This is a genomic window from Amycolatopsis roodepoortensis, from assembly GCF_024628825.1.
In the GTDB taxonomy this organism is placed as follows: Bacteria; Actinomycetota; Actinomycetes; order Mycobacteriales; family Pseudonocardiaceae; genus Amycolatopsis; species Amycolatopsis roodepoortensis.
The window spans coordinates 3,465,513-3,488,006 of record NZ_CP102415.1; the positions used below are offsets into that span (position 1 = coordinate 3,465,513).

15 protein-coding genes are annotated in these 22,494 nt (G+C 68.4%); 8 read left to right on the top strand and 7 right to left on the bottom strand.

The genetic code is table 11. The features are described from left to right. Positions 1-184: 184 nt before the first annotated feature. The 3 genes from NQK81_RS16060 to NQK81_RS16070 are packed head-to-tail and all read right to left on the bottom strand — an operon-like array spanning position 185 to position 7,685. Complete coding sequence (locus tag NQK81_RS16060; protein WP_257488848.1) at positions 185-5,077, bottom strand: DNA repair ATPase; 4,893 nt, start codon at positions 5,075-5,077, stop codon at positions 185-187. Then, the gene (locus NQK81_RS16065; protein ID WP_126733969.1) at positions 5,074-7,083 is read right to left on the bottom strand and encodes a flotillin family protein; all 2,010 of its coding nucleotides are present in this window, start codon (positions 7,081-7,083) and stop codon (positions 5,074-5,076) included. The genes NQK81_RS16060 and NQK81_RS16065 overlap by 4 nt, the downstream gene beginning before the upstream one ends. A 17-nt stretch (positions 7,084-7,100) precedes the next feature. Beyond that, positions 7,101-7,685 (bottom strand): hypothetical protein, encoded by a 585-nt coding sequence (locus tag NQK81_RS16070; RefSeq protein ID WP_257488849.1) that lies wholly within the window; start codon positions 7,683-7,685, stop codon positions 7,101-7,103. Positions 7,686-8,016: 331 nt separating this feature from the next. On the opposite strand from NQK81_RS16070, the gene NQK81_RS16075 reads away from it, so the two are divergent. The 8 genes from NQK81_RS16075 (at position 8,017) to NQK81_RS16110 (ending at position 17,041) form a co-directional block, all read left to right on the top strand. Further along, a complete protein-coding gene (locus NQK81_RS16075) occupies positions 8,017-8,454 on the top strand; it encodes a hypothetical protein (RefSeq protein ID WP_257488850.1) in 438 nt (145 codons plus the stop codon). Between the two features lie 23 nt (positions 8,455-8,477). Then, positions 8,478-10,577, top strand: coding sequence for a heterodisulfide reductase-related iron-sulfur binding cluster (locus tag NQK81_RS16080; protein ID WP_257488851.1), 2,100 nt, complete (start codon positions 8,478-8,480; stop codon positions 10,575-10,577). A 48-nt stretch (positions 10,578-10,625) separates the two neighbouring features. Further along, positions 10,626-11,540, top strand: coding sequence for a metal ABC transporter substrate-binding protein (locus NQK81_RS16085; protein WP_257488852.1), 915 nt, complete (start codon positions 10,626-10,628; stop codon positions 11,538-11,540). Further along, the gene (locus NQK81_RS16090; protein WP_257488853.1) at positions 11,537-12,280 is read left to right on the top strand and encodes a metal ABC transporter ATP-binding protein; all 744 of its coding nucleotides are present in this window, start codon (positions 11,537-11,539) and stop codon (positions 12,278-12,280) included. Before NQK81_RS16085 ends, NQK81_RS16090 begins: the two co-directional genes overlap by 4 nt. Then, positions 12,277-13,146 carry a metal ABC transporter permease gene (locus tag NQK81_RS16095; RefSeq protein ID WP_257488854.1) on the top strand — a complete coding sequence of 290 codons (870 nt, stop codon included), beginning with the start codon at positions 12,277-12,279 and terminating at the stop codon, positions 13,144-13,146. The genes NQK81_RS16090 and NQK81_RS16095 overlap by 4 nt, the downstream gene beginning before the upstream one ends. A gap of 72 nt (positions 13,147-13,218) precedes the next feature. After that, entirely contained in the window at positions 13,219-14,034 is an 816-nt protein-coding gene (locus tag NQK81_RS16100) for an ABC transporter ATP-binding protein (protein ID WP_126733975.1), read from the top strand. Positions 14,035-14,051: 17 nt separating this feature from the next. Next, complete coding sequence (locus tag NQK81_RS16105) at positions 14,052-15,026, top strand: ABC transporter substrate-binding protein (RefSeq protein WP_257488855.1); 975 nt, start codon at positions 14,052-14,054, stop codon at positions 15,024-15,026. Continuing rightward, a complete protein-coding gene (locus tag NQK81_RS16110; protein WP_257488856.1) occupies positions 15,026-17,041 on the top strand; it encodes an iron ABC transporter permease in 2,016 nt (671 codons plus the stop codon). Before NQK81_RS16105 ends, NQK81_RS16110 begins: the two co-directional genes overlap by 1 nt. Before the next feature lie 64 nt (positions 17,042-17,105). Here NQK81_RS16110 and htpG read toward each other — a convergent pair whose 3' ends face one another. From htpG to NQK81_RS16130, 4 genes are read right to left on the bottom strand one after another with little or no spacing between them, the layout of a single operon-like run. After that, the gene (gene htpG / locus NQK81_RS16115) at positions 17,106-18,971 is read right to left on the bottom strand and encodes a molecular chaperone HtpG (protein WP_257488857.1); all 1,866 of its coding nucleotides are present in this window, start codon (positions 18,969-18,971) and stop codon (positions 17,106-17,108) included. A 29-nt stretch (positions 18,972-19,000) separates the two neighbouring features. Continuing rightward, on the bottom strand, positions 19,001-20,587 hold the full coding sequence (locus tag NQK81_RS16120) for an alkaline phosphatase D family protein (RefSeq protein ID WP_257488858.1): 1,587 nt from the start codon (positions 20,585-20,587) through the stop codon (positions 19,001-19,003). Between the two features lie 50 nt (positions 20,588-20,637). Next, positions 20,638-21,255 (bottom strand): hypothetical protein, encoded by a 618-nt coding sequence (locus NQK81_RS16125; RefSeq protein WP_257488859.1) that lies wholly within the window; start codon positions 21,253-21,255, stop codon positions 20,638-20,640. Beyond that, positions 21,252-22,478 carry a YncE family protein gene (locus tag NQK81_RS16130; protein WP_257488860.1) on the bottom strand — a complete coding sequence of 409 codons (1,227 nt, stop codon included), beginning with the start codon at positions 22,476-22,478 and terminating at the stop codon, positions 21,252-21,254. Before NQK81_RS16130 ends, NQK81_RS16125 begins: the two co-directional genes overlap by 4 nt. Positions 22,479-22,494 lie beyond the last annotated feature (16 nt).

Sequence of the window (22,494 nt, forward strand, 5' to 3'; positions counted from 1 at the left end):
ACGACAAGGACCGTCCAAGCGGTATCACCGACTCCCGGCAACGCGGACACGAAGCGGACTGCGCGGCATCGCCGATATCCGGCAACATCTCAGCGGAGACATGGCGGCTCCGTCGCCGAATTCCGGCAACGAAGGGGCAGCCACCAACCAGCATCACCGATTCCCGCCACCCGACCACAAACCCCTACATCACATCCCGCACGACCATCCGCTCCGAAGCCCGTTCGATCGCCGCCTCCACCGCCCCCACCCGGTCCGCCAGCAAGCCCATAGCGCCGACCGCGCGGCTCATCGGGTCCTCGTCGTCCCCGCCGAGCGCTTGCGCGCGCAGGTAAGCCGCCTTCACGTCGGCCCAGCGTTGCGCCTCCGCGGGGCTCAGCCGTCCGCGTAGTTCGGCCAGTTTCAGCAGGTTCGCTTCGGCGCCCGAGGTGAGCGTCTGCGCTTCGCCGGCGTAGTGGTCGTCGATCAGCGCTTCCAGTTCCGCGTCGTTCATCGCGGGCACGATCCGGCCGGCGAGTTTGTTCATGTTGCGGTAGGAGCCTTGCAGCTGGAACGGCGGTTCGACCCGCGACGAGTCCGCTTGCGCGGCCGAGGCGATGTACGCCTGGTTGTTCGCCAGGACGATCCGCTGCACCTTGATCAGTTTCCGCAGGACGGCGAGGATCTGCTCGAGTTCGGTCGCCGAGTAGGCGTGCTTCAGCTGATCCGCCCGCACCGAACCGTCGCCGCGGGCCAGCCGCACGAGAACGTCCACATCGGACCGTTCGCGCGAGACGAGCGGAGCCAGCACGGTGTTCGCGGTGAGCGAGTTCTCGATGTAGCTCAGCGCGAACAGCTCTTCCTTGCCCGACAGCACATCACCGAGGTTCCACACGTCGGCACGGTTGGCGAGCATGTCCGGGATCCGGAACCGCTTGCCCTGCTCAGTGTACGGGTTGCCCGCCATGCAGACCGCGAACCGCTTGCCCCGCAGGTCGTACGTCCGCGTCCGGCCCTCCCACACGCCTTCCATCCGCCGCTGCGCGTCGCACAGCGAGATGAACTTCTGCAGCAGTTCCGGCGACGTGTGCTGGATGTCGTCCAGATACAGCAGCACGTTGTTGCCCTGCTCGAGCGCGAACGAGATCTTCTCGACCTCTTGCCGCGCCGTCGCGTTGGGCGCGTCCGCCGGATCCACCGACGTGACGTCGTGACCGAGCGCGGGCCCGTTCACCTTGACGAACACCAGCCCGAGACGGCTCGCCACGTACTCCATCAGCGTCGTCTTGCCGTAGCCGGGCGGCGAGATGAGCAGCAGCAGACCGGACTGATCGGTCCGCCGCGCGTCGCCGGTCGCGCCGAGCTGCTTGGCGAGGTTGTCGCCGATCAGCGGCAGATAGACCTCGTCGAGCAGCCTGTTGCGCACGAAGGCGCTCATCACCTTCGGCTTGTACTCGGTCAGCCGCAGCCTGTCCCGCTCCGCCGCCACCAGGTCGTTGCGCAGCCGTTGGTACGCCCGGAAACCCGGCACCCGGTCACGCCGGAACCGCAGCGTCCTGGCCAGCGTCTCGTCGAGCCGCAGCGTCAGGGACCGGTTCACGATCCGCGGATGCGAGCCGAGCAGACCGTCCACAGTGGCCGAAAGTTCCGCCGAGGAGTCGTACCGCGGCAGGTCGGCCAGTTCGATCGCGACGGCCTCCGCCAGCTCGTCGTCGGGCAGGCCCGCCGAGTCCACAAAGGACCGGAGCCAGGCTTCGGCGAGCTGATACCGATCCGCGAGGTCTTCGAGGGCACGCAGGTCTTCGGCGAAGCTACGGCGGTCGAGCCGGAACTTGTCGAGCAGGGTCCGGGCCCCGCCACTGGTCACGAAACCCGGCGACGCGTCGGCCAGTTCCTCGAACAGGTACTCGCCGGCGAGTTCGAGCTCCAGCGTCAGCCCCGAGGACGCGGCGAACGCGGTCATCGCCTCGGCGAGTTCCCGCGCCAGCGCGTCGATCGCCGTGGTGTGCCCGAACGCCTCCCGCACCCGCGCGAGCGACGCGGCGCGCGTCGTCCAGGCGGACTTCGCCGCTTCTTCGGCACCGAAAGCCCAGAACAGCTGGGCGGCGGCGCGAGCGGCGGGCGGATACCGCAGCAACCCCGCGGCGGAGCGCAGGCGCAACAACGCGGCCAGGATCGCGGCGGCGTCGTGGTCGTGCACACCACGCGCGTAGCCCTCGTCGTAACGGTCCCCCGCGGCGCGCCGGACGACCTCCAGGAGATCGGCCTCGGCCAGATCCGGCTGTTCGGCCAGGATCGACGTCGCCAGGTACTCGGCGCGATAGACCTCGGGCGATTCCGAGACCAGCAGCTGATCCCAGTACGGCCGCGTCTCCTCGAACGAGGGATCCCGCACGGGCGAGCGGTAGTCGGTCCCGGTGATCGCGAACTTCATCCCACCGTCGTGCGGCACCAGGGTGAGGTCGATGTCCTGCGTGTTGACCGCGAAGGTGTTGCGGCCCAGGCGGATCGTCTCGCCGCCGTCGCCGTAGAGGTCCTGCCTGTCGCGCAGTGCGCGCCCGGCTTCCTGGCGAGCGGCCTTGACCCGGCCTTCCAGCTCTTCGGCGCGCACCTGGTCGCCGAGGTCCCGCAGTTCGGCGACGACGCTGCGCAGCTTCGCGACCATCGGATCGGAGGCGAAGTAGGTGTTGATCTCATCGACCGAACCGAGCGTGCCGACCCTGCGCGTGACACTGGCGAGGATCCGCTCGGCCGAATCGACGAGCCGGTCCGCGCGACGCGCCCGCTCGTCGAGCAACGCCTGCTTGCGCGAGGAGAACGCCTCGTAGACGTCGGTCCGCTTCTCCCCGAGCGACACCAGGAAGTCGTCGAACTCGCCGAACCGCGATTCGAGGTTTTCCAGCTGCAGCAGCAATCTGCCGAGCTGCTCGTCGCACCGGTCGGGGGTGTCCGCGACCGCGAGCCCGCCGGTGATCGCCTGCGCGAGCAGCGCGAACTCGGCGGCGAACTCCGCCCGGCCCTCGGTCTCCAGCAGCTCCTTGCGCCGCGCTTCGAGGGTGGCCCGCGCCCGGTTGACCGCGCCGATGACCTCGCCGACGCGTTCGAGGATCTTCGTCCGCACCACGGCGTCCGCGATCTCCAGGCCACCGACGACGTCGGTAAGGACTTCGAGCCCGCCGGACTGCTCGTCCAGCCGCTCGGCGACCGGGACGGCTTCGGCGACGGTGGAGATCGCGCCCGCGGCTTCGATCAACCCGTCGACCTCGGCGTGATAGCTCGTGAACGCGTCTTCGCCCTGCAGGAACCGGACGGCCCGCTGAGCCGCTTCCCCGAATTCCGTGTCGAGGTCGGCGATCAGCTTGTCGACCCGGCCGGTATCGACATACCGCAGCTCCCGCACGGTGACGAGATGCCCTCGCGCGCGGTGCATTTCGGCCAGCCGGCGCACCCACGCGTCGGCCGCGTTCAGTGCCTCGCCGCGGACCCTCCGCACGAGTGACGCGGTCTCCGCGGCCGCCTCTTCGACGGCTTCGGCCGCCTGCGCGGTGAGCGAAGTGACGGTCTCGAACTCGTCGAGCACCTGCTCCGCGGTCACCCGGACGTCCGACAGCGGCGACCGCAGATCACCGAGTTCGGCCTCACCGAGCCAGTGGTAGTGGTCGAAAACCCGCGCGCACGCGGCGATCAGGGCCTCGAACACCGCCGCCGACGGCGCCATCTCCTCGACCATCCGGCCGATCGAGAGACAGTCGGAGATGCCGCGGACCAGATCGGCGTTGCCGACCCGTTCCAGCGGTCCGGTGCCCGCCGGCTGCGACGCGGCGAAGGTGTCCGATTGGAACGGCGTCCGCCACACCTGCATCGGGTGCACGCGGCTCGGCTCTTCGGACAACGCGCGGAACAGCACCATCGTGCCGTCGTCGAACAGCGAGTACCCGTGGCACGGGATCGGGTTCGAAACCTCTTTGCGGATCACGTTGTACGGCAGGAGCAGCGAGCGGCCGTCGTCGCGCGCGTGGAAGACGTAGAGCACGTCCTCCCCGTTGGGGGAGCGGATCACACGCTCGAATTCGAGCTCGTCCACGGTGGTGTCGAACGTCTTGCTGACACCCGTGTCGAGGTAGTAGCCGCCGGGGAAGATGATCCCGTGGTCCTCGGGGAGCCGCTGGCACGCCTGCCCGATCCCGTCGAGGCGCACCACGTCCCGCGTGCGGGTGTTGAACACCAGATACCGGTACGCGGTCTCCTTGTAGGGCAGGATCCGCAGCAGGATCAGCGGGCCGATCCTGGCGTAGGAGACCTCGGCGTCGGCGAGGCTCTGCAGTGGCTCGTCGACCGGTTCGGCGTAGACGCCCTCCCCGGTTTCGGTGTTGTTCTCGACCTTGATCGTCAGGTTGCCGCCGACGGTCTCGACGAACACGTCGTCCTCGATCGAGATGTGCGGATGCCGCCCGAGGACGTGCTGCTCGCGGCTGGTCTCGATCCATTCGAAATCGTGCGACGGCGGGAAGACGTGGTCGCGTTCGCCCCGGCTGTCCACATAGGACACCTTGCCGTCGGCGGCGATCCCCCAGCGCAGCACGCGGATGTCCTCGGTGCGCGGACCGATCTGGAACACCGCGAGCAGTTTGCCCTCGACCCGCCGCAGCTGCAGCAGCTTCGCCTGCCGGTAGTACCGGTACAGCTCGGCGAAATCGCGGACGAACTGCTCGTCGCGCAACAGCTCCGGCAGCTCCTCGGCGGGCACGTCGTCGAAGCGGAAAGCCACAGTGTCTTCGATGTCATGACTGAAACCGTGCAGCGAGAAGACGTCGTCGACCGTCGTCTCCGGTTTGAGACCGATGAAGACGTTGTAGCCGAACAACATCCGCCCGCCGACCGACACGACGTCCCGCGGCACGCAGTTGTTCGCGGTGCGGATCCGCTCCGTGCCGATCAGCGCGAGCTGCGCGCTGCCGAAGACCTCGAGCCGCGCGGTGTTGAGCTCGTCCGCGCGCTTCGCCAGTTCGGCGGCCTGTGCGGCGAGCCGGGCGCGGAGCACCTCATAGGTGCCCGCGTCCAGCTGCTCCGTTCCCGCCGCCGGTTCGGTCGTCGTCACTGCTTCGCGGGGGCGAGGGCGGCGACGGACTTGTCGGCAAGGCCGAGCCGCTGCGCCATGGCCAGCAGCTCCTGCACCTTGCCGCTGTCCGGGCCGCCCGCCTGCAGCTGCTTGGCCAGGAAGGCCGACAGCGTCAGGTTCTTCACGTCCTCCGTGCTCACCGAGCCGACCAGTTTCGTCAGATCTTCGGTGAAGCTGCCCGAGCCGTCGAGCCACGACTTCCCGAGGGTCTGGACGACGTCCGAGTGCTCGACGAAGCCGTCCACGCTCTTGCCGAGGCCGATCGAGCCGATGACCTTCTCGAAGAACATCGTCTCGCCGCCGACGATGTCGATGTCGGCCTTCTCCAGCCCGATACCCAGCACCGTGGCCTGCGCCTCGGCGACCTCGCGCTGCACGTTGAGCGCGGCGAGCCGGATCTCCTTCTCGGCCTCCAGGCGCAGGCGGTACTCCTCGTGCTGGCGGCTGGCGGTGTCGAGCGCGGCCATCGCGGCGGCCTTCTCCGTGAGACCTTCGGCCTCGCCCTTGAGCTTGTCCCGCATCCCGTCGGCGAGCACGATCGCCTTCTCGCGCTCGACGATGGCCTCGGCGCGGCCGACCTTCTCCAGCGCGTCGGCGTCGCGTTCCTTGACCTGCGCCGCGGCCAGCCCGGCGGCGGCCTCCTCGGCCTGGATGCCTTCGGCCAGGCGGATCTTGGCGCGAGTGTCCAGCTCGGCCGCCTGCTGGCGAGCCTCGGCCAGCGTCAGTTCCTCGCGGGCCTTGTGCTTCGACGCGGCCTCGGCGGCTTCCGCGGCCTTGATGTCCTTGACGAGGTTTTCCTGCGCTTCCGCCTCGGCCCGGATGATGATCGCCGAGCGCTGGCGCTCCGCCTCTTCGACGACGCGGAGCTTCTTGATGTTCTCTTCCTGCTCCGCGACGGTCTTCTCGACCGCGATCCGCTCGCGGATCACCTCGGCGATGGACCGCTTCTCGGTCTCGATCTCCTTGTCCTTGGCGATGCGGGACAGCTCGGTCTCGCGTTCGCGGCCGATGACCTCGAGCAGCCGGTCCTTCTCGATGCGCTCGGTCTCGATGGCGATCACGCGCTCACGGTTCTTGCCCGCGACCTCGATCTCACGCTGCTGGTTCTGGTGCTGGATGCCGAGCTGCTCGTCCGTGCGCAGGCCGGCGGCCTGCGACTTGAGCCGCTCCTCCGCCTGCACCTTGGCGATTTCGGCCTCTTCGCGCGCCCGCATGGTCTCGACCTCGCGACGCTGCTTGATCTCGGCGTCGGCCTGCCGCCGCTCCAGTTCGAGGATCGCCTCCTTGGCGTCCACGTTCTGGCGGGTGATCTCTTTCTCCTCGCTGCGGCGGAACTCGTTGGTGCGCACGTGCTCGATCGCGGTCAGCTCGGTGATCTTGCGGATACCCTGCGCGTCGAGGATGTTCGCGGAGTCGAGCTGCGCCATCGGCGTCTGCTCGAGGTAGTCGATGGCCGCGTCCTCCAGGCTGTAGCCGTTGAGGTCGGTGCCGATGACGCGGATGATCTGGTCGCGGAATTCGTGGCGTTTGGTGTAGAGATCCACGAAGTCCAGCTGCTTGCCGACGGTTTTCAACGCCTCGGAGAACTTGGCGTTGAACAGCTCCTGCAGGGTGGCCTCGTCGCTGGCGCGTTCGGTGCCGATGGCCTGCGCGACCTTGATCACGTCCTCGACGGTCTTGTTGACCCGCACGAAGAACGAGATCCGGATGTCGGCGCGGATGTTGTCCCGGCAGATCAGGCCCTCACGGCCGGTCCGGGTGATCTCCATGGCCTTGACCGAGGTGTCCATGATCTCGGCCTTGTGCAGCACCGGCAGGACGATCGCGCCGGTGAACGTCACGTCGACACGGCGGACCTTCGAGATGATCAGTGCCTTACCCTGCGGCACCTTCTTGAACAACCTGGTGATGGTGAAGAGCAAGACCAGGAGGATGACAACTATCACGGCGATCAGTACGCCGGCCCCCACGCTGATGGCACCCATAGTGTTCCTTTTCTGCTTCAGATGTCCAAGGACTCGACCCAGAAGAACTCGCGTTCGGAGTCGTAGTCGTAGAGAACTACGCGGCTGCCCGCCGTCAGGTTGCCTTCACCCGCCTGGCGAACGTCCACAATGGCCGTCGACCCGTCGGCGGCGGCGACTTCGGCCTGCCCGAAGTCATGGGTGACCGACGAGGTGCGGATGACCGCGGCCCTGCCGACGAAGTCCATCCTGCTCGGTTCCTTCGCGGGACCGAAGACGCGACGCAGCGGCACCACGATCACCCTCGTCCCGAGTGTGCCGAGCACGAGCGCGACGGCGAGCACGCCGGCCCCGAGCCCGATCCTCGATGGTGTCGAAAGCTCCAGGTCATCGAGAAGAACCGTCCCTGCCAGGCTGGCGAACCAGGTGAATGCGATCAGCAAAGAGAGCGAAATGGACAGTGGGACGCCGCCGAAGCCCGCGAGGAGCCCGTCGCCGCCGTCGAAATCGTCGACGTCGACGGCGCCGAGCAGCGCCAGCAGCCAGTAGCCGATCACGACGATCAGCAGGAAGCTGAAGAGCACGGCCGGAAACCCCAGAGCCGCGGTGACGAACCCGCCCATCCCGTCGTTCCCTCCCCCATTACCCCGGGTCAGGACTATAACCAGCGCGTGACGCCGGACGGGCCGTTTTCGGCTACGAGTGGGTCACGGTGTGCGGAAGCGTGCGGCTGGTCGTGAGTGGCGATTCGGGTTCTAACCCGAATCGCCACTCACGACCACCTGTACCGACGCCCGTCCGCCGCATTTCGTCCTCTGAATGCGGCCGGGTGCGGAGCGTTACGCCGACCGGCCGCTCCGAAGCCATCCGGTTGGACCTGTCGCACCCCCGGAGCGGGCCCTACTCTCCAGTATTGAGAGTGACACAGGACACACCACGGTCTTGGGAGGCTCCATGGGGTGGCACGTTCGCGAAACGATCGACGAGGATCGGCGCGAACGGCGGATCCGCCATGTCACCCGATGCCTGAGCTGCACGCTCACCTGTGTCCATTGTGGACTTCCCGCGAGATTCTCCGTTCCCCCAGGGCATCCCGGGCTCGGCGTCGTCGAGCACCTGCCCGGCGTGACCACCCCTGGCCTCCCCGATCTCGCCCTGCTGCACCGATTCTGCCGAGACAATCTCGCCGGCGAGCCGGGTATCGCGCTCCGGCGCGCCTATCTCGGCCTGGCGACCGAACTCTTCGAAACGGGACGGCGGATCCGCCGTCACCGCAGGCTCGGCGTGCATCCGCCACGGCCGGGACATCTCGAGGCCTACCGAAAACGGTGGCGAGTGGCCAAAATGCGGTACGCCTGCAAGGCGTGCCGGTACTACACCGGCTCTCACTGAGCCGATTCTCCCCCGGAGGACTCGTGCTCGTTCGTCTCATCCTCGGTCTGCTCATCACCGTCGCCGGCCTCGCTTTCGCCGCCCGCCGCGCCGTCTGGCTCTACAAACTGATCCGCTCCGGCCAGCCGGACGAAAAACGCTCCGATGTCATGGCCGTCCGCGCGAAAACGCATCTGGCCGAGGTCTTCGGGCAGCGCAAACTGCTCAAGTGGTCCGTGCCCGGACTCGCGCATCTGTTCACGTTCTGGGGTTTCGTGATCCTCGGGTCCGTCTACGTCGAGGCGTACGGCGCCCTGTTCGACCACGACTTCCACATCCCGCTCATCGGGCGCTGGGCGGTGCTGGGTTTCCTCCAGGACTTCATCGCGGTCGCGGTGCTCGTCTCGCTCGCGGTCTTCGCGGTCATCCGGATCCGCCAAGCACCCGAACGGAAAGAGCGCGCGTCGCGGTTCTTCGGCTCGCACACCGGCGGCGCCTGGCTGATCCTGTTCATGATCTTCAACGTGATCTGGACGATGTTCCTCTTCCGCGGCGCGTCGGCGGCGGTCGGCGTCTTCCCGTACGAGTCGGGCGCGTGGGTCTCCCTCGGCGTGGGCGAACTCCTGGAGCCGCTGGGACCGTCGGTCACCGGGCCGCTGGAGACCGTCGGGCTGCTGCTGCACATCGGCGTGATGCTGGCGTTCCTGTCGATCGTGCTCTACTCCAAGCACCTCCACATCTTCCTGGCGCCGGTGAACGTCACCGCCAAGCGGCTCCCGGACGCACTCGGCCCGCTGCTGCCGATGGAGTCGGCCGGCAAGCCGATCGACTTCGAGGATCCGGGCGAGGACGACACGTTCGGCCGCGGCAAGATCGAGGACTTCACCTGGAAGGGCATGCTCGACTTCGCCACCTGTACCGAATGCGGGCGCTGCCAGTCGCAGTGCCCGGCGTGGAACACCGGGAAACCGTTGTCCCCCAAGCTGTTGATCATGGACCTGCGGGACCACCTCTTCGAGAAGGCGCCGTACATCCTGGACGGCAAGGAGGCACCCGAAGAGCGTCCGCTGGTCGGCACCAAGGAGGACTTCGGCGTCATCGATCCGGACGTCCTCTGGTCCTGCACCACGTGCGGCGCCTGCGTCGAGCAGTGCCCGGTCGACATCGAGCACGTCGACCACGTCGTGGACATGCGCCGGTACCAGGTGATGATCGAATCGGCGTTCCCGAGCGAACTCGGCGTGCTGTTCAAGAACCTCGAAACCAAGGGAAACCCCTGGGGCCAGAACAACTCCGACCGTCTCGCGTGGACGAAGGACCTCGGTTTCGAGGTGCCGGTCCTCGACGGCGAACTCGCCGACGACGTCGAGTACGTGTACTGGGTCGGCTGCGCGGGCGCGTTCGACGACAACGCCCGCAAGACCGTTCGGGCCACCGCGGAACTGCTGCATCTCGCCGGGGTGAAGTACACGATCCTCGGCACCGACGAGTCGTGCACCGGCGACCCGGCGCGCCGCTCCGGCAACGAGTTCCTCTTCCAGATGCTCGCACAGCAGACGGTCGAGACGCTGAACGCGGTGTTCGAGGGCCGCGAACCGGGAACGCGCAAGATCGTCACCACCTGCCCGCACTGCCTCAACACGCTCGGCCGCGAGTACCCGCAACTGGACGGGCACTACGAGGTCCTGCACCACACGCAACTGCTGAACCGGCTCGTCCGCGCGGGCAAACTGACGCCGGTCAAACCGGTCGACGCCGGGCCGGTGACCTACCACGACCCGTGTTACCTCGGCCGCCACAACAAGATCTACGAGCCGCCGCGCGAACTCGTCGGCGCGACCGGCGCCACGCTCAGCGAGATGCCCCGGCACGCGGACCGTTCGCTCTGCTGCGGCGCCGGTGGCGCGCGGATGTGGATGGAGGAGCAGATCGGCAAGCGCATCAACCTCGAACGCGTCGACGAAGCGCTCGGCACGGACGCCGAAACCATCGTCACCGGCTGCCCGTTCTGCCGCGTGATGCTGAACGACGGCCTCGTGCAGCGGCAGAGCGAGCAACGTGGCGAGAACGTCACCGTGCGCGACGTCTCGCAGCTCCTGCTGGAGACGGTGAAGGAGCGCGACCGGACGGCCACGGAGATTTAAGGCACACGAGAGTTGGAAGTTCGGCGTGCCGAACTCTAAACTCGCGGTATGGCGAATCTGCGCAAGACCGTGTGCGCGCTGGCGGCGTCCGTACTCGTCCTGTCCGCTTGCGGCGGTCCCGCCGGCGGGGACGACGACAAGCGGCCGGTCGTGCTGACCACGTTCACGGTACTGGCGGACATCGCCTCGAACGTCGCGGGCGACAAGCTCCGGGTCGAGTCGATCACCAAACCCGGCGCCGAAATCCACGGCTACGAGCCCACCCCGGACGACATCAAGAAGGCCGCGAAGGCCGACCTGATCCTCGACAACGGGCTGAACCTGGAGGCCTGGTTCGCCCAGTTCGTCAAGGAGATCGACGCGCCGCACAAGGTGGTCAGCGAGGGTGTCCAGCCCATCGCCATCGGTGAAGACGCCTATCAGGGAAAGCCGAACCCGCACGCATGGATGTCTCCGACGAATGTGGGTATCTACGTGGACAACATGGTGAAGGCGTTCAGCGAGCTCTCCTCCGGCGACGCCGCCGTGTTCAAGGCCAACGGCGACGCCTACAAGGCGAAACTGAAGGAGGTGCGGGACGAGATGACGGGTGCGCTGAGCGGCCTGCCGCAGAACGAGCGCGCGCTGGTCACCTGCGAGGGCGCCTTCTCCTACCTCGCGCGCGACACCGGCCTCACCGAGCGGTACATCTGGGCGGTCAACGCGGAACAGCAGGCCACGCCGCAACAGATCACCCGCGCCATCGAATTCGTCAAGCAGAACAAGGTCCCCGCGGTGTTCTGCGAGTCGACCGTCTCCGATGCCCCGATGCAGCAGGTCGTCTCCGCGACCGGTGCCGCGTTCGGCGGCGTCCTGTACGTGGACTCCCTGTCCGGTCCCGAAGGCCCGGTGCCGACCTACCTCGACCTGATCCGCCACGACTCGAAGACGATCGTCGCCGCGCTCACCGGAGCCAAGCCGTGACGGCCGCGATCCGCGTCGAAGGCGTCACCGTGCACTACGGCGACGTCCTCGCGCTCGACGGTGTCGACGTCACGCTCGACCACGGTCACGTCTGCGGGCTGGTCGGGATGAACGGCTCCGGCAAGTCGACGCTGTTCAAGACGATCATGGGCATGGTCCGGCCGGACACCGGCACGGTGTCGATCGACGGCGGCACGCCCGCGCGCGCCCGCAAGACCGGCGTGATCGGGTACGTGCCGCAGAGCGAGGACGTCGACTGGTCGTTCCCGCTGTCGGTGCGGGACGTCGTGATGACCGGCCGCTACGGGCGGCTCGGCTTCACCCGGCGGCCGCGCCACGCCGACCACGAAGCGGTCGACCACGCGCTGGAGCGGGTCGAGCTGACCGAACTCGCCGGGCGGCAGATCGGCCAGTTGTCCGGCGGGCAGCGCAAACGCGCGTTCGTCGCGCGCGGCATCGCGCAAGGCGCCCGTGTCCTGCTGCTGGACGAGCCGTTCGCCGGCGTGGACAAACGGTCCGAAGCCACGATCACGCGGCTGCTCAAGGAACTCGCGGCCGACGGCGCCGCGGTCCTGATCTCCACGCACGACCTGCACGCGCTGCCAGGCCTGGCCGACGAGGCGATCCTGCTGATGCGCAAGGTGCTCGCGCACGGCTCCCCCGGCGAGGTGCTCCGGCCCGAAAACCTCGCGCTGGCCTTCGGACTCGATGTCCTGCAACGGGAAGAAGAACCCGCGTGAGCCTCTACGACCTGTTCCTCGAACCGCTGAGCTACGACTTCATGGTGCGGGCGCTGGCGTCCACGGTCATCGCGTCGGCGGTCTGCGCGGTGCTCTCCTGCTGGCTGGTGCTGATCGGCTGGTCGCTGATGGGCGACGCGGTCTCGCACGCCGTGCTGCCCGGTGTCGTGCTCGCGTACGTCCTCGGCGCGCCCTTCGCGCTGGGCGCCGTCGTCTTCGGTTTCCTCGCCGTGGCGCTGATCGGCGTCGTCCGCGACACCAGCCGCGTCAAGGAGGACGCCGCGATCGGCATCGTGTTCACCACGCTGTTCGCGCTCGGGCTCGTGCTGATCTCGGTGACGCCGAGCCAGACCGACCTGAACCACATCATCTTCGGGAACCTGCTGGGCGTCGACACCTCGGACCTGATCCAGATCGGCATCCTCGGCGCGATCACACTCACCCTGCTGGTGCTCAAACGCCGCGATTTCACCTTGTACGCCTTCGACCCCACGCACGCGCACGCCATCGGGCTGAACCCGCGGCTGCTCGGCGCCGCGCTGCTCGGCCTGCTCGCGCTGACCGCGGTGGTGGCGTTGCAGGTGGTCGGCGTGATCCTCGTGGTGGCGATGCTGATCATCCCCGGCGCGACGGCGTACCTGCTGACCGACCGGTTCGGCCGGATGCTCGTGATCGCGCCGTCGTTCTCGGTGCTCGCTGCGGTGACCGGGCTGTACCTGAGCTACCACCTCGACACCGCGTCCGGCGGAATGATCGTGCTGGTGCAGGGCGCCGGGTTCACGCTGGTGTACCTGTTCGGGCCGCGGCACGGGATCGTCGGGAAGCGGCTGGCCAAACGGCGGCGAGAGCTCGCCCGGGCCGCGTAACCGGGCAATCACCCCGCGCGCTGTGTCTCTCGTGACATGGGTACCGGCCCGACCTTAGGTTAGGCTCCCCTCATGTCTACGGAAGACGCGCTGCTCACCGGCCATGACCTGGTGCTCGCGCACCATGAGCGGGCCGTGGTGGACGGGGTGTCCCTGTCGCTGCGCGCCGGCCTGGTGACCGCGCTCGTCGGGCCGAACGGCTCCGGCAAGTCGACGCTCCTGCGTTCGCTGGCGCGGCTGCACAAACCCCGCGAGGGCGGCGTCCGTCTCGGGGAACGCGCCGTCTGGGGCGGCAACGCGTTGTCCGGCAAGGAGTTCGCCCGGCGGGTCACGTTGCTGACCCAGCACCGGCCAACGCCGAGCGGCGTTTCGGTCCGCGACGTCGTCTCCTACGGCCGGTACCCGTACCGCTCGGGCTGGCGCGGGGTCGACGTCGACGGCGCCGCCGCGATCCGCCGCGCGATGGAGCTGACCGGGGTGACCTCGATGGCCGAACGCGGCGTCGACGAGCTCTCCGGCGGCGAACTCCAGCGGGTCTGGCTCGCGTCCTGTCTCGCCCAGCAGACCTCCGTGCTGCTGCTGGACGAGCCCACCAACCATCTCGACCTGCGCTATCAGGTCGAGATCCTCGACGTCGTCCGCGATCTGGCCAACGAAGGCGTCGCGGTCGGCGTGGTGCTGCACGACCTCGACCACGCGGCGATCATCGCCGACGAGGTCGTGCTGCTGAGCGAGGGAACCATCGTGGCCACGGGTGACATCGGGCAGGTGCTCACCACCGAGCACCTCTCCCAGGCCTACGGCGTCACCGTCCACGTCGCGAACGACCCGGTGACGGGCGCGATCCACTGCAGGCCACTCGGGCGGCATTCGCCCAGGCCCGCCTGAGAAATCCAGGAAGAACCATGCGTTTGCTGACCCCTGCCGCCCTCGTGGCGGCGACGGCCCTGCTGCTGTCCGCCTGCGGCACCACCGAGAACACCGCGACCGCGCCGAGCGAAACCGCCGCGAGCGGACCGGTCACGGTGACCGACGCGCGCGGAAAGGCCGTCAACCTCAAGGCCCCCGCCAAGCGGGTCGTCGCGCTCGAGTGGGGCGAGGCCGAGATGGTCGCGTCGCTCGGGGTCATGCCGGTCGGCGCCGCGGACGTCGCGGGCTACAACGTCTGGGACAAGGCCGCCCCGCTGACCGCCGAGGTCAAGGACGTCGGCAAGCGCAACGAGCCCAGTGTCGACGCGATCGTCGGGCTGAACCCCGACGTCGTCATCATGGCCGAGGAGCGCGACTCGACGCTCGTGCCGCAGATCGAGAAGTACGTGCCGGTCGTGGTCACCAAGTCCAGCGACGCGAGCCGTAACTTCGACCGCCTGCGCGAAGACTTCAAGCTGATCGCGAAGACGGTCGGCAAGGAGGCCGAAGCGGACAAGCAACTGTCCGAAATGGACGCCAAACTCGCCGAGGGCAAGAAGGCCGTCGAGGCCAAGGGCGCCGCGGGCACCCCGTTCCTGATGGCCGACGGCTACCTCGAAGGCAGCACCGTCAGCATCCGCCCGTTCGGCAAGGGCTCGCTGGTCTCCGACACCGCCGAGGCCGTCGGCCTCAAGAACGCCTGGACCGGCAAGGTCGACCCGCAGTGGGGCCTCGGCCAGACCGACGTCGAAGGCCTGACCGCGCTCACCGACCCGAAGACCGTGCTGTTCTACAGCGCGGCCGAAGAGGACGTCTTCACCACCGGTCTCGCGCAGAACGCCGTCTACCAGCGCCTGCCGTTCGTGGTCTCGAAGAAGATCCACAAGCTGCAGGCCGGGACGTGGACCTTCGGCGGCCCGAAGTCGATCATCATGACCGCCGACCAGATCGTGAAGGCAGTCACGACCTGATGCGTGCCCGCACCATCGCGGTGTCGGCGGGACTGGTGCTGCTCATCGCCGTCCTCGCCGGCATCCACCTGACCCAGGGCACCTCGACGTCGGGTCCGCTGGACGTGGTGAAGGCGATCTTCGGTCAGGGCGACGCGCAGACCCTCGCGGTACTGGAGGGTTCGCGCGTCCCCCGGCTGCTCGCCGCGTTGCTGCTCGGGGTCGCGCTCGGCGTCGCGGGCGCGGGCATGCAGTCCGTGGCACGGAACCCGCTCGCCTCGCCGGACACGCTCGCGGTCAACGCGGGCGCGCACTTCGCCGTGGTGGCCATCTCCGCGTTCGGGCTCTCGCTACCGCTCGTGCCGGTGGGCGGGGCGGCGTTCGCGGGCGGGCTCGCCGCGGCCGTCGTCGTGCTGGGACTGGCGGGCGGCGGTTCGGCGAGCCCGCGGCTGGTGCTCGTGGGCTCGGCGGTCCTGCTGGCACTCAACTCGGTGACCATCCTGCTGCTGCTGTTGTTCGAGCAGGAGACGAACGGGCTGTTCGCCTGGGGCAGCGGCTCGCTCACCGTCTCCGATCTGCGGGCGACCGCCCAGATGACGCCGATCGTGGTGATCGCCGTCGTGGCGCTCATCGCGATGGGCCGCAAACTCGACGTCCTCGCCCTCGGCGACGACAACGCGACCTTGCTCGGCCTCCGGGTCCGCCGGACCAGGGTCGGCGCGGTCGTGCTGACCGTCGCGCTGACCGCGGCGGCGGTGACCGTCGCCGGACCGGTCGGGTTCGTCGGGCTGAGCGCGCCGGTGATCACGCGGCTGCTGCTGCCGATCGCCAAACACCGCGCGCTGCTGCCGGTTTCCGGGCTGGTCGGCGTGGTGACGGTGCTCGGCGCCGACGTCGTCCTGCGGGCGATCATGGGTTCCGCCGAGGCCGTGCGGGTGCCGACCGGGGTGGTGACCACGATCGTCGGCGCCGTCGTGATGGTGTGGCTGGCGCGGCGTGGCCGGGGAAGCGGCTCGCGCCGTCCGGCCCCGGCCGGACGTGTCGGGGTCGCCGGATCGACCCGGCGGCTCGTGGCCATTTCCGTCGTCCTGGTGGCGCTGCTCGCCGTCGTCCCGCTGGCAGGCCTGATGCTCGGCGACCGGTTGGTGCTGCTCGGCGACCTCGCGAACTGGGTCACCGGCAACACCGGGACGGCGCTGACCTTCGTGCTGGACCAACGGCTTCCGCGGGTGCTGGCCGCCCTGCTCGCCGGTGCCGCGCTGGCGGTTTCGGGCTGCGGGATCCAGTCGGTCAGCCGCAACCCGCTCGCCGAACCCGGGCTGCTCGGTATCACCGCGGGCGCCGGGCTCGGCGCGATCACGCTGATCACCATCGTCCCCGCCGTCGGCGCCTGGTCGATCGCCGGTGCCGCCGGCCTCGGCGCGGCCGTGGTGTTCCTGCTGGTCTACGGGCTGGCTTGGCGTTCGGGGCTCGATTCGGACCGGCTGGTGATCATCGGCATCGCGGTCTGGTCGGCCGGGATGGCGCTGATCAACCTGCTGATCGTGGTCTCCGACCCGTGGAACTCGGCCAAGGCGCTGACCTGGCTTTCGGGATCGACCTACGGCCGCACGCTGGAGCAGGTCGCGCCCGTGGCGCTGGCGCTTCTCGCGCTGCTGCCGTTGTTGTGGGCCAAGCATCGCGAGCTGGATCTGCACGCCCTCGACGAGGACACCCCGCGCGTGCTCGGGATGCGCATCGAGCGGTCCCGGCTGCTCGTGCTGGGCGCTTCCGGGATCCTGGCGGCCACCGCGGTGTCCGCGATCGGCGCGGTCGTGTTCGTCGGGCTGGTCGCGCCGCATCTGGCGCGTTCGCTGGTCGGCGGGCGGCACGGCCGGGTGCTCCCGGTGGCCGCGGCGCTCGGGGCGTTGCTGGTGAGCGTCGCGGACACCCTCGGGCGGACGGTCATCGCGCCCGCCCAGATCCCGGCGGGCCTGGTCATCGCGATGGTCGGGACGCCGTACTTCGTGCTGGTGCTCTGGAAGACCCGGCCGTAGATAGCGCGTGAAGGCCCCCTTCCCTCGGCTGAGCCGAGGGAAGGGGGCCTTCACGCGCTTCGAACTACAGGGTTTTCTGGAGGTGCGTGGCCAGCAGCTTGGTGAAGCGGGCGGGGTCGCCCAGTTCGCCGCCCTCGGCCAGCAGAGCCATGCCGTACAGCAGTTCCGCGGTCTCCGCGAGACCTTCGGACTCGCCCTTCTCGGCGAACGAGGACCGCAGCCCGGATACCAGCGGGTGGCCGGGGTTGAGTTCCAGGATCCGCTTGATCCGCGGCATTTCCTGGCCCATCGCCCGGTACATCTTCTCCAGCGTCGGGGTGACGTCGTTCGTGTCGCCGACGATGCAGGCTGGCGACGTCGTCAGCCGCGACGAGAGCCGAACCTCCTTGACCTGGTCTTCGAGCGTCTTCGTCAGCCAGGTCAGCAGCCCGGAGAACTCCTCCTTCTGCTCGTCGGTGGTGTCGGAGTCGAGTTCGACCTCGCCCTTCGCGACCGACTGGAACTGCTTCTCCTCGTAGCCGGAGACGGCGTCGACCCACATCTCGTCGATCGGGTCGGTGAGCACGAGCACCTCGTACCCCTTGGCCCGGAAGGCTTCCAGATGCGGGGAGTTCTCGATGCTCTGCCGCGATTCGCCGGTCAGGTAGTAGATGTGCTCCTGGCCGTCCTTCATCCGCTCGACGTACTCACGCAGCGACGTGAGCTTCTCCGGATCGTTCGTCGAGGCGAACGAGCAGATGTCGAGGATCGCGGTGCGGTTCTCGTGGTCGTCCAGCAGGCCTTCCTTGACGGCGCGGCCGAACTCCTTCCAGAACGTCTCGTACTTGTAGGGGTTCTCGTCGGCCATCATGGTCTTGACCGTCGAGAGGACCTTCTTCACCAGGCGACGGCGGATCAGCTGGATCTGCCGGTCCTGCTGCAGGATCTCGCGCGAGACGTTGAGCGACAGGTCCTGCGCGTCGACGACGCCCTTCACGAAGCGCAGGTACTCCGGCATCAGCGCTTCGCAGTCGTCCATGATGAAGACGCGCTTCACGTACAGCTGGACGCCGCGTTTGCGCTCCCGCATGAACAGGTCGAGCGGCGCGTGGCCGGGCAGGAACAGCAGCGCCTGGTACTCGAAGGTGCCCTCGGCCTGGAGCCGGATGGTCTCCAGCGGGTCGTTCCAGTCGTGCGCGACGTGCTTGTAGAACTCGTTGTACTCGTCTTCGGTGACGTCGGACGACGGGCGGGCCCACAGCGCCTTCATCGAGTTGACCGTGACGACGTCGTCGCCCTCGGTCATCCGGATCGGCCAGGTGATGAAGTCCGAGTACTTCTTGACGATCTGCTTGATCTTCGTGGCCGAGGTGTAGTCGAAGAGCTGGTCTTCGGCGTCCTCGGGCTTGAGGTGCAGGACGACCGACGTGCCCTGCGGCAGGTCCGGCACCGTCTCGATGGTGTACGTGCCCTCGCCCTCGGACTCCCAGCGGACGCCCTCGTCGGATCCGGCGCGGCGGGTCAGCAGCGTGACCTTGTCGGCCACCATGAAGCTGGCGTAGAAGCCGATGCCGAATTGACCGATGAGATCCTGCGAAGCCGCGGAATCCTTGGTCTCCTTCAGTTTTTTCAGGAATTCGGCGGTACCGGATTTCGCGATCGTGCCGATCAGCGCCACGACGTCGTCCCGGCTCATCCCGATTCCGTTGTCGCGCACGGTGAGCGTGCGGTTTTCGGGGTCGGTCGCGATCTCGATGTGGAGATCGTCGGTGTCCGCCTGGAGGTCCTTGTCACGGAACGCCTCAAGGCGGAGTTTGTCCAGTGCGTCGGAGGCGTTGGACACCAGTTCCCGCAGGAAGGTGTCCTTGTTCGAGTAGATCGAGTGGATCATCAGCTGGAGCAGCTGACGTGCCTCCGACTGGAACTCGAGTGTTTCGGCAGAGGTTGTCACGCGCCGATATTACCCAGCGTGGAACCGGGTCAGGCCAGCCTCTGCCTGGCCACCTCGGTCAGCCCCTCACCGGTGGCCTGTTCGATCGTCGTGACGGCTGATCGGCCGTCGGTCTCGACGGTCGCGATGACATTGCCGAAATGCGGTCCCGAGGTCTTCCGCCATTCGAGCGGAAGAGGTTCGACACCGCCGCGCTCCGCCCAGCGGCGCGCCAGCGACGCCAGCCGGGCCGACCAGGTGGCACCGAAGGCCAGCCGGAGCGGCCGCGGCATAGCGTTGTGCACCGGCGAGCAGGTGAGCTGGTACACCGCCGAAGTCACCGGCTCCGGGTACCGCGCCTCGGCGATGTAGGCGTGGTGGACGTCGCCGGAGAGCACCGCGATGGTGGCGGGCGGATCGTCCCGGCGTCCTTCGCGCGCGATCATCGCCGCGAGCCGGTCGAACGACGCGCGGAACGACGCCCAGTGCTCGAGGTCGCCCGCCTGCCGGATCTTCTCCGCGAGCCTGCCCCGCCGGCCGGGGCGCGCGCAGGCCCGTTCGTTGAGCGACTGGAGATGGGACACGACCGGCGGCAGCAGCCACGGCAGCGACGAGCCGATCAGCAGGTGATCACAGGGCGACGCGGCGTTGTCCTCGATCCAGTCGAATTCGTCGTCGTCCACCATGCACCGGGCGCCGCCCACCAGGATCCGCCCGGCGCGGCTGTCGATGACCAGCAGCCGCACGGAGCCGAAGTCGCGGCGGTAACTCCATCGCGCGCCCTTGGTGCCGTCGCGGTCGTCGTCGGCTTCGTCGGCGAACTCGGCGAGCAGGCCGGCGTTGTCCCCGCCGGAGGCGATGGCCTTCTGGAAGGTCGGGTCCTCGGCGAGCTCGGCGGGGCCGAGGTTCCCGAGGTGCTGGTAGGCCCAGTACGACATGATCGCCCCGCGCAGGCGCTCCCGCCACCACGGCTGCGCGCGCATCTGCTGCCGCCAGGTGTGGGAGGTGTTCCAGTCGTCGCGGACGTCGTGGTCGTCGAAGATCATCGACGTCGGCACGGTGGACAGCAGCCAGCGGATCGACGGCTCACCCCAGGCTTCGAGATAGAGGTGCGTGTACTCCTCGAAGTCCGTCACCTCGGTCCCCGGCGGTTTCGAGGTGTCACGACGCTGCTTCAGCCACTCCTGCGTCTCGTCGGTGGTCTCGTCGGCGTAAACCTGGTCGCCCAGCATCAGCAACGCCTGCGGCCACTCGGTTTCCTCGCCGGCGGCCATCCGGCGGGCGTACGCGGCCAGCGCGTCCGGGCCGAAGGTGTCGCCGTCGTGCGGTTTGCGGCAGGAACCGAACACGAGCCGGACCCGGGACTCGGCCGAGGGCAGCGTCCGGATCCGGCTGGGCGGGAACCCGGAATCCTCCGGGGGCCAGACCTTTTCGCCGTCCACACGCACGTCGTACTCGTGGGAGGAGCCGGGTTCGAGGCCCGTCAGCACGAGCAGGGCGTAGTGGTGACCGCGGATCTCGAACGTCCTCGCGGTGGTGCCGAGGACTTCGACCTCACTCGCGGTGGCGGTCTCGACCCACACCGTCGCCGACACGTCGTCGACGTGCCGCAGCAACGGGCCCAGGAGCAGACTCATTCCTGAAACGGTGCCACAGCGGAGCCAAGATCGTGCGCTGAGCGGACTCCTCAGCCGAGCCGCGCGAAGATCTCGCGGACCTCGGCCAGTGCCTTCTCCCGTTCGGCGTCGTCCTCGTACCAGCCGTCGGTGGCCCGGTCCTCGACGATCAGCTCGGGGGTGAACTCCTCGCCGAACCGGTAGTCGCCGAGGCAGTAGGTGAACCCCGACTCGCTCAGCGGGTCCAGGCCCTCCCGGCGGCAGTGGTCCAGGAAGCCTTCGGCCTGTGCCCACTTCGTGCCGTCGAACCAGAACACGCCGCCGGCGTACAGGATCGTCTGCCCGGTGCCCGCGTCGACGATGTTCAGGGACTCGTAGTTCTCCGGCCGGTCCCGCACCAGCGCGACGAGGTCTTCGGGGACGCCGCCATAGAGCGCCTCCTGCTCCTCGTAGGTGCCTTCGGCGTACAGGTTCAACGCCGATTCGTGGTCGAAGGTCAGGAGCAGCGCGCGCCCGTCCGGGGTGAAGTACCAGACCGCCGACTGGCCGCCGCCGTCGTTCCAGGCGTACCGCACCGCGCCGTCCACCTCGACCGGCTCGATCTCGGTGACGGCGTCGATCACCGCGGCGCGGCGCCGCACCTCGTCGAGGGATGTCGCACCGAGGGCCGCCCAGATCTCTTCGCTCACCCGCGCAGACTACCGGTGCGCACGTGGCCGATCCGGATCCGCTGCGGGTGATCGCCGACCGGGACGGACTTCACCTTCGCGCCGGTCGCGAAGTCGATCGCGGTCACCTGGTCCGCGGCGCTTTCCGAGATGACGCAATGCTTTCCGTCGCCGCTCACGGTTGCCCAGTACGGCTTCGCGGCGGTCACGAGCGGTCCTTCCCGGAGGCTCGCCCGGTCCACAATGGTCGCGTAGTCGTCCATCGTCCCGGCGACGCAGAGCTTGTCGCCCGCCGGGCTCATCGAGAGCCCGTGGTGGCGCGAGTCGTTGACCCAGGTGGTGCGGTCCTCACTGGTGTCCGGGTTCTTCGGCAGCGTCTTCGACCGCGTGATCCGGTCGGCGGCGACGTCGTATTCGAGGAGGCCGTTGAAGAAGGACACCTGGAAGTACAGCTTCGACTCGTCCGGGGTGAAGGCCACCGGCCGGACCGAGTCGGAGAGGTCCTTGCGGCCGAAGGCGTCCAGGCGCGGGCGCATGTCGATCACCTTGACCTGCTGGAACGTCTTCGCGTCGACCACGGTGAGCTTCCGGTCGCCCTTGGTGAAGTCCTGCCACGGCGCGTCGAGCGCGGTGTTCACCTCGCCGATCGAGCTGTTCCAGAGGTACCGGCCGCCGTCGGTGTAGGTGTTCTCGTGCGGTTTGTCGCCGGTCTTGAACGAGCCGAGCTGCCGCCCGGTCTCGATGTCGAGCACGTGGACGGTGTTGGACGTCGAAGCGGAGACCGCGATGCTGCGGCCGTCCGGCGACACCGCCATGTGGTCGGACCGGAAACCCGACACCGGGAACCGCCAGTTGACCCGGCCGGTGGCGAGGTCGATCGACACGACGTCGGCGAAGCTCGGGCGGGACGCGACGACCGCGCGGCCGTCCGGGGTCGTGTAGAGGTCGTCGACGAGCTGGTCGTGCCCCTCACCGACGCCGTTGCGGATGCCGAGGAAGAACGCGAGCTTGATCGGGTTCAGGTAGATCTCGGTGAGCCGTTCGTCCTTGTCCGGCACCATGTTCACGCGCGCGATCTTCGTGTAGTCGCCGGAGGGCGCGATGATGTCCGCCGTCCCCTCCCAGTTGTTGCCCACGAAGAGGACCTGGCGCAGGCTGTCGTCCGCCGCGGCGGCGGGCACCGAGCCCAGTGCCGCGGCCAGGCAGGTCACGAGGACGGTGTTCAGCAACCGGCGTTTCCGCATCGGGCGCACCTTTCGG